The sequence below is a fragment of the Burkholderia sp. BE17 genome, assembly GCF_009362305.1.
Classification (GTDB): domain Bacteria; phylum Pseudomonadota; class Gammaproteobacteria; order Burkholderiales; family Burkholderiaceae; genus Burkholderia; species Burkholderia pyrrocinia_C.
The window spans coordinates 145,934-159,491 of sequence record NZ_WHNU01000016.1 but is presented as its reverse complement, the minus strand read 5'-3'; the positions used below and the strand labels follow the sequence as shown (position 1 = coordinate 159,491).

Sequence of the window (13,558 nt, the reverse complement as noted above, 5' to 3'; positions counted from 1 at the left end):
CGGGCGGTAGCCGGGCGGTAGCCGGGCGGTAGCCGGGCGGTAGCCGGGCGGTAGCCGGGCGGTAGCCGGGCGGTAGCCGGGCGGTAGCCGGGCGGTAGCCGGGCGGTAGCCGGGCGGTAGCCGGGCGCGGCGCACTACGTGCCGCCGCGCCCGGCTACCGCACGTATCGATCAGATCACGCTGAAGTGGTGCGTGCCGTCGCGCTTCAACTGGTCGACCAGCCCGTATTCCCAGTCGAGATACGCCTGCATCGCGGCAGCCGCGTTGTCGGTGCCTTCGTACGGGCGCCGGTAGCGGTCGACGCGCGGCGACGCGAGCCGCGTCTCGCCGCTTTCGAGCGGCAGCCCCGCATCGATCCATGCGGCCGTGCCGCCGGTCAGCACCGAGATGTCGGCCGACGCCGGCAGCAGCGCGCGCGCATCGTCCGCCGCGAACCGCGCGAGCAGGCTCGATCCGCACGTGAACACGTAGCGCTTCGCCGGCGGGATCGCCGCGAGCGCGTCGCGCAACCGCGCGCGCACGACGAACCAGGCGCCCGGAATATGGCGCTTCACGTAGTTCGCGCTGGCCGTCACGTCGACGATCGCCAGTTCGCCGGGCGCGGCTTCCTTCAGCCAGCCCGCGAGCGTCGCGGGCGACACGTCGGTCGCGGGCGGCGTTGCCGGCACGTCGCGCGGCGGCTGGCCTTGCTCGCCGAACGCCGCCGCGCCGGCCGGCTCGACCACGCGTACATCCCAGCCCATCTGTGCAAGCCACGACGCGGTCATGTCCGCGCGCACGCCGTCGTCGTCGGCGAGCACGATCCGCGCGCCGCGCACGGCCGCGTGATGGTCGGTCTCCTGCACGAGCTGGCCGCCCGGCGTGCTCAGGAAGCCCGGCAGGTGGCCGGCTTCATATTCCTCCGGCGTGCGCACGTCGAAGCGGTACAGCGTGCGGCCCGGCTCGTCGAGCGCGGCGACATCCGCGAGCCCGATGCGCGGCACGCCGGCGCGCTCGGCCACCGCGCGCGCAGCGCGGCGTGCATCGGCGCGCTGCGTCGCATCGATCTCGTCCGGAAAGCGACGCGCCGCGCCGCGCTCGAGCGTCTGGCCGGCAAGCGTCCAGCCGATCGTGCCGTTGCGCAGTGCCGCGACCGGGTTCGGCAGCCCCGCGTTGACGAGCGACTGCGTGCCGATGATGCTGCGTGTGCGGCCCGCGCAGTTGACGACCACCTGCGTGTGCGGATTCGGCGCGAGCGCGCGCACGCGCAGCACGAGTTCCGCGCCCGGCACGCTCGTCGAGGTCGGGATGTTCATCGTCTGGTATTCGTCGAAACGGCGCGCGTCGACGATCACGACATCGGCCTTCGCGTCGATCAGCGCCTGCACTTCCTGCGCGGACAGCGACGGCGTATGCCGCTCGGCCTCGACCCATTCGCCGAACGACTTGCTCGGCACGTTCACGTCGATGAACAGTTCGCCGCCCGCGGCCAGCCAGCCCGCAAGGCCGCCGTCGAGCAGCCGCACGTCGGTATAGCCGAGCTGCGCGAGCTTCGCGGCCGCGCGCGGCGCGAGATCCTCGCCGCCCGCTTCGCCGAACACGACGATCGGCGTGTCGCGGCGCGGAATCCGCGTCCACGCGTCGAGTTCGAGCTTCGACAGCGGAAAGTTGGCGGCCCACAGCGGGTGGCCCTGCGCGTACGGATCTTCCTCGCGTACGTCGATCAGCGCGAGCTCATCGCGGGCAAGCAGGCGCGCGCGCACGTCCTGGTACGACGCGGCGGGAAAGCGGGAGGTGGAATCGGCGGATTGCGTCACGATGTCTCTGTCGGATTCTGTTGAAGTCGGTGAAGAAAGCGAAACGGATGAATCTTCGGCCTGCCCGCACGCGCCCGCAACGGGCCACGCCGGCGGGCGCCGCATCAGGCGTTCGAATAGCCGGACACGAAAGGCTTCACGGTGCCGTCGTCCAGGTACACCGCGCGCTCGACCTTGCCGATGTTCGCGCCGTACACGTGGATGCTGATCGATACCTGGTCGGCGAATGCGTTGGTCACGCGATGGACGTCGCCGATGTGCGGCGATACGGCCTCGACCTCGCCCGGCTCCAGCCGCACGGCTTCGCCCGCCGGCACGGGCTTGCCCGCTTCGTCGAACCGGTACGGCTGCGAAAACTCGCCGCCGCGCAGCATCCCGATCAGCCCCCACACCGTGTGGTTGTGGATCGGCGTCGTCTGGCCGGGCCCCCACACGAAGCTGACGACCGAGAACCGCTCGTCCGGATCGAGATACAGCAGGTACTGGCGATAACGCGCGGGATCGGGCTGCGCGAACGCGTCGGGCAGCCAGTCGTCGTGTTCGACGAGCGCGGCCAGCAGCGCGCCGCCCTCGTCGAGAATGCGCGCCTCGTTCGCGCCGGACGCGAGCAGCGCGCCCAGACCGTCGACGAACGGACGCAGCGGCGTCTGATGCAGCGAAAGCGTACTCATCGGCTGCCTCCTCGAATATGATGCCGAATATGATGGATCGTCATGATGCACCCGAAAGACCATGCAGAACAAACATGAAAATTAGCGATATCGACGCTTTTGCAGCGGTCGTCCGCTGCCAGACCCTGAGCTTGGCCGCGGCCGAGCTCGGGATGACGCAGCCCGCGATCACGCGGCGCGTCCAGAATCTCGAGGACGCGCTCGGCGTGATCCTGCTCGATCGCAACACGAAGCCGCCGCGCCCGACCGACATCGGCCGGCAGGTATTCGAGCAGTGTCGCGCGATCCTGCGCGAAGTCGATGCGCTGCGCGAACTGACGGCCGGCCAGCAGCCGCCCGCAGGCGAATTCCGGCTCGGGCTCACGCAGGGGCTCGGCGAACTGATGCTGCCCGCACTCATCGCCGAACTCGCCGCGCAGTGGCCCGCGCTCGCGACGCAGGTCACGACCGCGTGGGGCGGCACGCTCGTCGAGCGCGTCGCACGCCGCGAGCTCGATGCGGCGCTCGTATTCCTCGCGCGCGAGATGGTGCTGCCGCCGTACGTCGAAGGCGAACGGCTGCTGGCCACGCGGCTCGTCGCGGTCGGCCGCAAGGGCGACTGGCCGCGCCGCAGCTACCGGCTCGCGGATTGCCACGCGCGCGGCTGGGTGCTCAATCCCGACGGTTGCGGCTTTCGCGCGGGCCTGCGGCGCGCGCTCGACGCGCAGGGCCTGCCGATGCCGGTCACGCTCGACACCTACGGCCGCGACCTGCAACTGCAGAGCGTCGCGAACGGCTTCGGCATCGGGCTGATGCCGCTGCCGCTCGTCGAAGGCAGCCCGCTGCGCGACGCGCTCGACATCGTGCCGCTCGCCGATTTCAAGCCGCAGATCGATCTGTGGCTGCTGCGCCGGCACGATGCGGCGCGCTTCGACGCACCGCTCGCGGCCGTAGCCGCGCATGCGCGCGCGGCATTCGCATTGCCCGAGCAGACGCACGGCAAGGCTGCGTGACCGGACGGGGCGGCGTCTGCTTCGCGCCGTCCTGTTTGTTGCCCCCGCAGCGCTGCACCGCTCACGCATCGTTTCGGCCGCGTTCGACCTCGTCGCGCGACGCCCCGCGCGCCTCCGCTTTCGTTTCATCCCGGCTTGCCGCTTCAAGCACCGCACGCCCTGCGGCGACCGCGATCGCGTCGTCCTGCGGCGTATGCACGCGACTGCACAGCACGTCGCGATAGTGGCGTTCGAGCGGATTGTCACGGCTCAGCCCGTGGTTGCCCGACAGTTTCAGCGCCTGCTCGACCGCGCGGATCGCGTGCTCGGTCACGCTCCGCTTGACGAGGCCGCTCGTGGTCACCGACGGCGCGTTGCCGGCGTCGGTGCGTGAAATGAGATCGTCGAGCAGCACGCGGTTCGCATGCAGCCAGCCCTCGATTTCGCCGACCGCCTCCTGCACGCGCGGCAGCGTCGCGAGCGGCGCACCGAGCCCGCTCGGCGCACGCGTCGTCGCGAATCCGACCAGCCAGTCGCGCGACGCGCGCGCCACCGCGTCGTACAGGCTGCCGAGCAGCGCGACCATCCAAGCCTGCTGGTCGGCCTGTGCGTCGGCATCCGCATGCGTCGCGGCCGACACGGCCCACGCCTGCGGCGCGCGCACGTCGACCGCGTGGTCGGCCGGCAGCCGCACATCGTCGAATACCACCTCGTGACTGCCCGATGCGCGCTGGCCGAGGTGATTCCAGCTTTCGATCACGCGGATGCGGTCGCCGTCCGCATCACGATCGCGCGGCACGAGAAACACGCCGACGCGCGGCTCCGGTTCGTCGGTGCGCGCCCACACGGCCAGCCAGCGCAGCGCCGGAATCCCGGTGCTGTACAGCTTGTGGCCGGACAGCCGCCAGCCGTCGCCGTCGCGGCGCGCGACCGTTTCCGGCAGGCCGCCGCGCGACGGCGAACCGAGCGCCGGCTCGACGCGCAGCGCGTTGATCAGCGCGCCTTGCGCGACCGCGCTGTCGAACACCGCGCGCCGCATCTGGGCAGGCCAGCGGGTGTCGGCACGGGCGAGCGCGCGATGCTGCAGATACGTCATCGTCAGCACCAGCGCGGTCGCCGGATCGGCGCGCGCGACGGCGGCCACGATCCGGCTCGCCCGCGCGAGCGTCGCGCCCGCGCCGCCATGCTCGCGCGGCACGATCTGTGCAATCAGCCCTGCGCGATGCAACCGCGCGAAGTTCTCGTGCGGGAAACGGCCGTCGACGTCGTTGCGCGCCGCATCGGCGGCGAGTGTGGGTGCGAGGCGGTCGAGCAGCGCGGCAATGCGCGCGTCTTCGGCATCGTCGGCGTCGTCGGCATCGTCGGCAGGCAGAAGGCGCAGCGAAGGCTGCTGTTGCGACGGTGAGGAAGCGGCAAGGCTGGCGGACATCGAGACGGATTCCCTGGGTAATACGCAAAGGCGGCAATCGCGGCGAAAGCCGCAATAGCAGTGATCGATCACCACGCGGCGCGGTTTCGCGTGACGTCGACGATGTGGCCGGCATGTCGCGCCGGAATCGCCGGCACGCACTGCGCGGCACGCCGCCGACGCGCGCCCGATCCGCGCCCGATCGATAGTGAGCCCACAGCGTATGCTCAGCGCCCACCCTCCCAAACCATGCAAATCTGATATTCAAATCGGGATTGATTATTTCCATTCCGCATGATCCCGGCGTTAACCTGCGCTCCATTCCTGCCCGGCCGTGCACCGGGACGTCCCTGCACCGGAGACCCAGATGAGCGTCGAATTCATCGGCATGATCCAGAGCCAGAAGCAGTCGGAAATCCACTCGCCGTCCGGCCCCGTGGTCGATCCCGACTATGTGCGCGACTTTGCGCGCGCCCACGAAACGGCCGGCTTCGACCGGATCCTTGTGCCGCATCACTCGACCGGCCCGTCGGCGACGCTGACGATCGCGTTCGCGGCCGCCGCGACCGAGCGCATCCACTTCATGCTCGCGCATCGCCCGGGCTTCACCGCGCCGACGCTCGCCGCGCGGCAGATCGCGACGCTCGACCAGTTCAGCCGCGGCCGGCTCGCCGTGCACTTCATCTCCGGCGGCTCGGACAGCGAGCAGCAGCGCGACGGCGATTTCCTCGACCACGACGCGCGTTATGCGCGTACCGACGAATATCTCGGCATCCTGCGCCGGATCTGGACCGAAGCGCAGCCGTTCGATCACGACGGCGCGCATTACCGCTTCAAGCAGGGCTTTTCGGAAGTGAAGCCGTTCCAGCAACCGCATGTGCCGATCTATTTCGGCGGCGCATCGGAGGCCGCGCTCGCGGTGGCCGGCAAGCACGCGGACGTCTACGCGCTGTGGGGCGAATCGCTCGACCAGGTGCGCGACCTGACGACGCGCGTGCGCGCCGAAGCCGCGCAGCACGGCCGGCAGGTGCGTTTCTCCGTGTCGTTCCGCCCGATCCTCGCCGCGACCGAGGACGAAGCGTGGGCGCGCGCGCACCGCATCCTCGACGAAACGCGGCGGCTGCGCGAAGCGGCCGGCCTCGGCGCCGGCGGCCCGCAGCAGAGCGAAGGCGCGCGCCGCCTGCTCGCCGCGGCCGAACGCGGCTCGCGCGTCGACAAGCGGCTGTGGACCGAGATCGCGAAGCTCACCGGCGCGCGCTCGAACTCGACGGCGCTCGTCGGCACGCCCGAACAGGTCGCCGATGCGCTGCTCGACTACTACGACCTCGGCGTGACGACGTTCCTGATCCGCGGCTTCGATCCGCTCGAAGACGCGATCGACTACGGCCGCGAACTGATTCCGCGCGTGCGCAGCGCTGTCGCGGAACGCGACGCGGCGCGCCGCGCCGCCTAACGCCAACGGAGCCGCACGCCATGTCCGCCGTCCTCGCCACGCCCGTCCGTACCGCATCGGGCCTCGTGCTCGCCGAAGCGCCGCGCCAGCATTTCTGGTTCGATCCGCCCGCGCCGCGCATCGACGTCGCCGCCGAACGCCGCCACCGGCAGGAGCGGCTCGCGGCCGCGTTCCGCCTGTTCGCGCGCTTCGGTTTCGCGGCCGGGCTCGCCGGCCACATCACCGCGCGCGATCCGGAACTGCCCGATCATTTCTGGGTGAATCCGCTCGGCGTGCATTTCTCGCAGATCAAGGTGTCCGACCTGCTGCTCGTCAACGCGCGCGGCGAAACCGCGATCGGCACGCGGCCGCTGAACAAGGCCGCGTTCGCGATCCATGCGGCGATCCACGAAGCGCATCCGCACGTCGTCGCCGCCGCGCACACGCATTCGACCTACGGCAAGGCATGGTCGACGCTCGGCCGCCCGCTCGATCCGCTCACGCAGGACGCGTGCGTGTTCTACGAGGATCACGCGCTGTTCGACGACTTCACGGGGATGGTCGTCGACACGAGCGAAGGCGCGCGGATCGCGCACGCGCTTTCGAAGCCGGACGGCAGCACGCACAAGGGCGTGATCCTGAAGAACCACGGGATCCTGACGGCCGGCCCGACGGTCGAGGCCGCCGCGTGGTGGTACATCGCGCTCGACAACGCCGCGCACACGCAGTTGCTGGCCGAAGCGGCCGGCACACCGCAGCCGATCGATCACGCGACCGCGCGCCACACGCACGGCCAGATCGGCGGCCCCGACGGCGCGCTGCATGCGTTCGACAGCCTGTTCGCGCGCGTCGTCGCCGACGAACCCGACCTGCTCGACTGAGCGCCCTTCCGCACGACCGGAGACCAGACCGCCATGACCCAACCCACCGCACCCGCGCCGGCCATCGCGCACGACGACAAACGCCGCCGGCTGCTGCGCGCGGCCGGCGCCGCCGCGCTCGCCGCGCCGGCGATCACGCTCGGCCGCAAAGCGTGGTCCGCACCGCCGCTGAAGAAGCTCACGTTCGCGTGGAACCAGAACGCGTTCTGCCTGACGCCGATCGTCGTCGCGCAGGAGCGCGGCTTCTTCGAGAAGAACGGCCTGAAGGTCGACCTGATCAACTACAGCGGGTCGACCGACCAGTTGCTCGAATCGATCGCGACCGGCAAGGCCGATGCGGCGGTCGGGATGATCCACCGCTGGCTGAAGCCGCTCGAAGCAGGTTTCGACGTGAAGATCATCGGCAGCTCGCACGGCGGCTGCGTGCGGCTGGTCGGCGCGAAGGCGGCCGGCGTCACGACGCTGCAGGCGCTGAAGGGCAAGACGGTCGGCGTCAGCGATCTCGCGGCGCCCGGCAAGCATTTCTTCTCGATCCTGCTCGCGAAGAACGGGATCGATCCCGAGCGCGACATCACGTGGCGGCAGTATCCGGCCGACCTGCTCGGCGTCGCGGTCGACAAGGGCGAGATCCACGCGATCGCCGACGGCGACCCGAATCTCTTCCTGCTCGAAAAGCGCAGCAACGGCGCGTATACGGAACTCGCGACCAACCTGTCCGGCGAATACGCGCGCAAGGTGTGCTGCGTGATCGGCGCGCGCGGCGATCTCCTGCGCAACGACCGGCCTGCCGCCGCCGCACTCGCGCGCTCGATCGTGCAGGCGACCGAGTTCACGCACGACAACCCGAACGAGGCCGCGAAGGTGTTCGCAAAGTATTCGCCGAAGATCAGCCCCGACGACCTGCGAAAGCTGTACGCGACGCTCACCTACACGCATCACCCGACCAACGTCGACCTGCAGCAGGAAATCGCGTTCTATGCGGACGATTTCCGCCGCATCAGCGTGCTGAAGAAAAGCACGGACCCGCAGCGCTTCGCGCAGCAGGTCTATGCGAACGTGCTGGGGTGACGCGATGTCGACGATCGAACACGCTTCCCCCGCGCGCGCTGCATCGGTACCGGCCGGCGGCGCCGCTGCGTCTACTGTCTCCGCTGTCTCCGCTGCGTCTGAGCGCATTGCCTGCACGGCCTGCGATGCCACGCCGTCCACCGAAGCCCGCCGCGCACGCACCTGGCCGACCGGCATCGCCGCCGCATTCGCGTGGGCCGCGCTCGGCGCGCTCACGCAACTGTGGCCGAACCGTGTCGTCGGCTTCACCGACTGGGCATACACGGACACGTTCGGCACGGCAGCATGGTCGATCGCCGCGGTGCTGCTCGCCGTTGCGACGCTCGGCCATCTCGTGCCCGCCACTCGCACGCGGCTCGCGCGCGTGCGTCCGGCCGGCCCGTGGCTCGTCGCGCTGCCGCTCGTGCTCGCCGCATGGGAGATCGTCACCGCGAAAACCGGCTGGCTGCCGACGCCGTTCTTCGCGCCGCCGCAGGCGCTGATCGAGGTCTATGTCGACGACTGGCCGCGCCTGCTCGGCAGCGCTGGCAACACGCTGAAGCTGCTCGCGCTCGGGTTTGCGTACGGCGTCGCGGTCGGCTTTGCCGTCGGCGTATCGATCGGCTGGTCGCGCCGGATCGGCTACTGGGTGCATCCGGTGCTGCGCGTGCTCGGCCCCGTGCCGGCCACCGCGCTGCTGCCGCTCACGTTCTACTTCTTCCCGTCGAGCTATTCGGCCGCCGCGTTCCTGATCGCGCTGTCGACCGGCTTCCCGGTCGCGGTGCTGACGTGGTCGGGCGTCGCGAGCGTCGACAAGCAGTATTACGACGTGGCTCGCACGCTCGGCGCGAACGCGCGCTTCCTGGTGCTGCGCGTCGCGATTCCGGCCGCGCTGCCGCACGTGTTCGTCGGCATCTTCATGGGGCTGAGCGCGTCGTTCACGGTGCTGGTCGTCGCCGAGATGATGGGCGTCAAGTCGGGGCTCGGCTGGTACCTGAGCTGGGCGCAGGGCTGGGCATCGTACGTGAACATGTATGCGGCGCTGATCGTGATGGCGCTGCTGTTTTCCGGGCTGATCGCGCTGCTGTTCGCGGTGCGCGACCGCGTGCTCGCGTGGCAGAAAGGAACCGTCAAATGGTAAGCGCCACCGTATTCGGACCGTCAGTTGCCGCTTCGGCAGCCGCTTCGCCCACCATCACGGCGCCGCGCGGCGCGCGCATCGACATCCGCCGCGTCAGCCATGCGTTCGACGGCTCAGGTGGCCCGCTGCCGGTGCTCGACGACGTCACGCTGTCGGTCGCGGCCGGCGAATTCGTCGCGCTGCTCGGCCCGAGCGGCTGCGGGAAGTCGACGCTGCTGCGCCTCGTCGCGGGCCTCGACGCCGCGCGGCAAGGCACGATCGCGCAGGACGGCGTGCCGATCGAGCAACCCGATCCGTCGCGCATCGTCGTGTTCCAGGACCCGACGCTATACCCGTGGCGACGCGTGCGCGCGAACGTCGCACTCGGCCTCGAAGCGCGCGGCGTGGCGCGTGTCGCGCAGCATCGCGTCGACGATGCGCTCGAACGCGTCGGGCTGCAGGAATTCTCGAACGTGTTTCCGCATCAGTTGTCCGGCGGAATGGCGCAGCGCGTCGAGCTTGCCCGTGCGCTCGTCAACGATCCGCGGCTGCTGATTCTCGACGAGCCGCTCGGCAAGCTCGATTCGCTGACGCGGCTCACGATGCAGGCCGAGCTGACCGCGCTGTGGCAACGCGACGAGTTCTCCGCGCTGCTCGTCACGCACGATGTCGAGGAAGCGCTGTTTCTCGCGCAGCGCGTGATCGTGTTCGGACCGCGTCCGGCACGGATCGTCGCCGAATTGCACGTCGACCTGCCCTACCCGCGCCATCGCGGCGACCCGCGCCTCGCCGAACTACGCCACGACGCGCTGCGGCATCTCGGGCTGGATGCGAGCTGGTAGATGCGGGGTGCCGTTCGACGCTTGGCCGCCGCGCGGCGGGAACGTGGCCGATGAATGCGCCGCCGTTCTCCGACTGGGCGCTCGCATTCCTGCAACTGCTGTATCGCGCGCAAATCGCATTGGCGCGCGCGCTGCACGCGGTCGGCCTGACAGGCGACGCCGACGGTCAGGCCGCATGGCCGTGGGCGCACCGGATCGCACTCGAGACGCTGCGCATCGATGCGGGACTCACGCGGCAACTCGCGTTCGCCGGTGCGGCGACGGCGCTGGCCGTCATGCTCACCTGCGTCGCGCTCGCTTCGCGAAAGTGGCGTTTCGCCTCCGCGATCGCCGCGCTCGCCATTGCATGGTTCGCGCCGTGGCCGCCGTCGTCGCTGTGGCTCGCGCCCGCCGTGCCGACGAGTTTCCAGCGCGATCCCACGCCGTTTTCGGTATCGAACGTGATGCGCGGCGCACACCTGTATGCGCAACACTGCGCGGCCTGCCACGGTACGGACGGCCGTGGCGAAGGGCCGCTCGCGGCCACGCTTTCGCACTGGCCGCCGACCTTTGCCGGCGCGCTGCTCGCCCGTCGCCTCGACGGCGAACTGTTCTGGCGTGTGCGCCACGGCACGCACGACGAACACGGCGCACCGACCATGCCCGGCTTCGCCGCGACGCTCGACCCGCAGGATACGTGGGCCGTGCTCGACTACCTGAAAGCGCTCTCCGCAGGCAGCGGCGCGCAGGCCGACGGCGCGTGGCCCGTGCCCGTCCCGCTGCCGGCGCTCGACGTGCGTTGTGGCAGCGCCGCGCCGCAATCGCTCGACCGCTGGCGCGCAGGCCAGCGCGTGCGGATCGTCGCGCTCGCACCGGGCGTCGCGCCGCCGCCGGAAGACGCGCGCTGGCAAACCTTGCTCGTCACGGCACACGGCGCGGCCGTGCCGTCGGCAACCGGCACGCGTGCGAACTGCGTCGCGTCGACACCCGATGCCTGGCTCGCGTTCGCGACGATTGCCGGCGTCGCGCCCGACACGCTCGGCGGCACGCAACTGCTCGCCGACCGGCGCGGCTGGCTGCGGGCGCGCGCGCTGCCGGGCAGCGCCGGCTGGTCGGATGCCGACCTGCTGTGTCGTTCCGATGCCGCTGCGCGGCCGGCCACGGCCGCCGCGAACGGCGACCCGCTGACCGCGCTGCTGCTGCGCGTCGACGCGGAACCCGTACGCGACGTGCAGGCCGGGCTCCCGCACTGATTTCCCGAACCTCTCTTTCGATCAACCGAACTTCACGATGAATCCGACCCGACGCCATTTCCTCGCACAGGCGAGCGCCCTCGCCACGATCGCCGCGGCCCCGGCCGCGCTGCGCGCGCAATCGGGCGCACGGCCGCTGCTGCGCGCCGGCGACCAGAAAGGCGGGCTGCGCGCGCTGCTCGAAGCGGCCGGCGAACTGAACGGCCTCGCGTACGACATCGCGTGGACCGAGTTCCCGGCCGCCGCGCCGCTCGCCGAAGCACTGAACGCGGCCGCCGTCGATTGCGGGCCGATCGGCGATGCGCCGGTGATCTTCGCGCTCGCGTCGGGCGCACGCATCAAGGTGATCGGCGCGAACCGCTCCGATCCGTACGGCACGGCCGTGCTCGTGCGGCCCGACGCGGCACTGAAAGGCGCGGCCGACCTGAAGGGCAAGCGCATCGGCACCACGCGCGGCTCGATCGGCCATTTCGTCACGTTGAAGGCGCTCGACGCGGCGGGCCTGCCGCCCGATGCCGTGTCGTTCCGCTTCCTGCCGCCGGCCGACACGATGCTTGCGCTCGCAACCGGATCGATCGACGCATGGGCGACGTGGGAGCCCTACACGGCGCTCGCCGAAACGAGCGGCCGCGCGCGCGTGCTCGTCAACGGCCGCGGGCTGTGGTCGGGCCTCAGCTACATCGCGGCGACCGACGCGGCGATCGCGTCGAAGCGCGACGTGCTGCACGATTTCCTGCGGCGCGTCGTGCGCGCCCAGGCTTGGTCGTACCGGCACGTCGACGCGTATTCCGCGGCGCTCGCACGCATCATCGGCATTCCGCCGGCAGCCGCGAAGCTGCAGTTCGAGCGCCGCAACACGCGCTGGCTGCCGATCGATGCGACGCTGATCGCCGAACAGCAGCGCACGGCCGACTTCTATCTGAAGGCCGGGCTGCTGCGCCAGCCGCTCGACGTGCGCACGACCTTCGACGCGGGTTTCCCGCTCGCATGACCGGCCGCCCGGCGGTGCGCAACCGCCCGAACGGCTTCGGCACGATCTGGCACAATCTCGCTTCGACCATCTACGTCATTCGAAGCCAGCGCCATGCCAGCCATCAGTGAACTTTTTGTCTACCCGATCAAATCCTGCGCCGGCGTCGCGCTGACGCGTGCGCAATTGCTCGAAACAGGCCTCGCATACGACCGCCACTGGCTGATCACCGATCCCGACGGGCAGATGATCACGCAGCGCACGCACCCGCGCCTCGCGCTGATCCGCACCGCACTCGACAGCGATGCGCTCGTGCTGAACGCGCCGGGCATGCGCGAGATCCGCACGCCGCTCGACGGCGACGTGTCGCCCGCCACGCCGAAAATGGCCGCGACCGTCTGGCGCGACACGGTCGACGCGATCGACACGGGCGCCGAGACGGCCGCATGGCTCACCGAATTCCTCGGCATGCCCACCAGGCTCGCGCGCTTCGGGCCTGACGCGCGCCGCGGCTGCAACCGCAAATGGACGGGCGAGATCGATACGCACACGCAGTTCGCGGACGGTTATCCGCTGCTCGTGATCGGCCAGTCGTCGCTCGACGACCTGAACGCGCGGCTCGCCGCGAAGGGTGCGCCGGCGATCCCGATGAACCGCTTCCGCCCGAACATTGTCGTGTCGGATCTCGACGCATACGAAGAGGATTTCGTCGAACACCTCGACACCGACGGCGCGACGCCCGTGCGGCTGCGCCTCGTGAAGCTGTGCACGCGCTGCCCGATGCCGACGATCGATCAGGTCACCGGTGCGCCCGATCCGGAATGGCCGCACGAACCGACCGACACGATGCAGACCTATCGCGCGAATCCGAACTACGACGATGCGCTGACGTTCGGCATCAACGCGATCGTCGTCGAAGGCGTGGGTGCGTGGCTCGAAGTCGGCCAGACGGTCGAAGCGGAGATCGGGTTCGGCGATTGAGGCGTGCTCACGGCACTGTATAGCCGTCGCATCGTCGCCCCGAACGCGAAGAGCGCCGCGACGCCGAGCATCGCGGCGCGGCCACGATGAATGCGCAGCGCGTGCCGCGCCGGCGCAGCGGAAAAGGATGCGGTAGTGGAATTCACGGAAATATCCTGACGGTCATCGAGCCTCGGCGCGCATAGCGCCGGCACGCTTGCCTGCATG

12 protein-coding genes are annotated in these 13,558 nt (G+C 70.3%); 9 read left to right on the top strand and 3 right to left on the bottom strand.

Going from position 1 to position 13,558, the window contains the following annotated elements; translation table 11 throughout:
- Positions 1-170: 170 nt before the first annotated feature.
- On the bottom strand, positions 171-1,796 hold the full coding sequence (locus GD429_RS16120; protein WP_321574646.1) for a rhodanese-related sulfurtransferase: 1,626 nt from the start codon (positions 1,794-1,796) through the stop codon (positions 171-173).
- Between the two features lie 104 nt (positions 1,797-1,900).
- A complete protein-coding gene (locus GD429_RS16115) occupies positions 1,901-2,467 on the bottom strand; it encodes a cysteine dioxygenase (protein WP_152857797.1) in 567 nt (188 codons plus the stop codon).
- A 17-nt stretch (positions 2,468-2,484) separates the two neighbouring features.
- Between GD429_RS16115 and GD429_RS16110 the strand changes: the two genes are divergently transcribed.
- Complete coding sequence (locus GD429_RS16110) at positions 2,485-3,459, top strand: LysR family transcriptional regulator (protein WP_193727113.1); 975 nt, start codon at positions 2,485-2,487, stop codon at positions 3,457-3,459.
- 61 nt (positions 3,460-3,520) lie between these two features.
- Here GD429_RS16110 and GD429_RS16105 read toward each other — a convergent pair whose 3' ends face one another.
- Positions 3,521-4,867: an acyl-CoA dehydrogenase family protein gene (locus GD429_RS16105; protein WP_152857795.1), complete on the bottom strand. Its 1,347-nt coding sequence runs from the start codon at positions 4,865-4,867 to the stop codon at positions 3,521-3,523.
- A gap of 346 nt (positions 4,868-5,213) precedes the next feature.
- On the opposite strand from GD429_RS16105, the gene GD429_RS16100 reads away from it, so the two are divergent.
- The 8 genes from GD429_RS16100 to GD429_RS16065 all read left to right on the top strand — a co-directional run bounded on the left by GD429_RS16100 (position 5,214) and on the right by GD429_RS16065 (position 13,351).
- Entirely contained in the window at positions 5,214-6,299 is a 1,086-nt protein-coding gene (locus GD429_RS16100; protein WP_152857794.1) for an LLM class flavin-dependent oxidoreductase, read from the top strand.
- A gap of 20 nt (positions 6,300-6,319) precedes the next feature.
- Positions 6,320-7,159 (top strand): class II aldolase/adducin family protein, encoded by an 840-nt coding sequence (locus GD429_RS16095; RefSeq protein ID WP_152857793.1) that lies wholly within the window; start codon positions 6,320-6,322, stop codon positions 7,157-7,159.
- 33 nt (positions 7,160-7,192) lie between these two features.
- A complete protein-coding gene (locus tag GD429_RS16090; RefSeq protein WP_152857792.1) occupies positions 7,193-8,227 on the top strand; it encodes an ABC transporter substrate-binding protein in 1,035 nt (344 codons plus the stop codon).
- 4 nt (positions 8,228-8,231) lie between these two features.
- Positions 8,232-9,347, top strand: a complete 1,116-nt coding sequence (locus GD429_RS16085) for an ABC transporter permease (RefSeq protein ID WP_152857791.1) — start codon at positions 8,232-8,234, stop codon at positions 9,345-9,347.
- A complete protein-coding gene (locus GD429_RS16080; RefSeq protein WP_152857790.1) occupies positions 9,341-10,168 on the top strand; it encodes an ABC transporter ATP-binding protein in 828 nt (275 codons plus the stop codon). Before GD429_RS16085 ends, GD429_RS16080 begins: the two co-directional genes overlap by 7 nt.
- Positions 10,169-10,218: 50 nt before the next feature.
- Entirely contained in the window at positions 10,219-11,400 is a 1,182-nt protein-coding gene (locus GD429_RS16075) for a c-type cytochrome (protein ID WP_152857789.1), read from the top strand.
- Between the two features lie 37 nt (positions 11,401-11,437).
- Complete coding sequence (locus tag GD429_RS16070) at positions 11,438-12,391, top strand: ABC transporter substrate-binding protein (protein ID WP_152857788.1); 954 nt, start codon at positions 11,438-11,440, stop codon at positions 12,389-12,391.
- Between the two features lie 93 nt (positions 12,392-12,484).
- Complete coding sequence (locus GD429_RS16065) at positions 12,485-13,351, top strand: MOSC domain-containing protein (RefSeq protein WP_152857787.1); 867 nt, start codon at positions 12,485-12,487, stop codon at positions 13,349-13,351.
- The last annotated feature ends 207 nt before the right edge of the window (positions 13,352-13,558 follow it).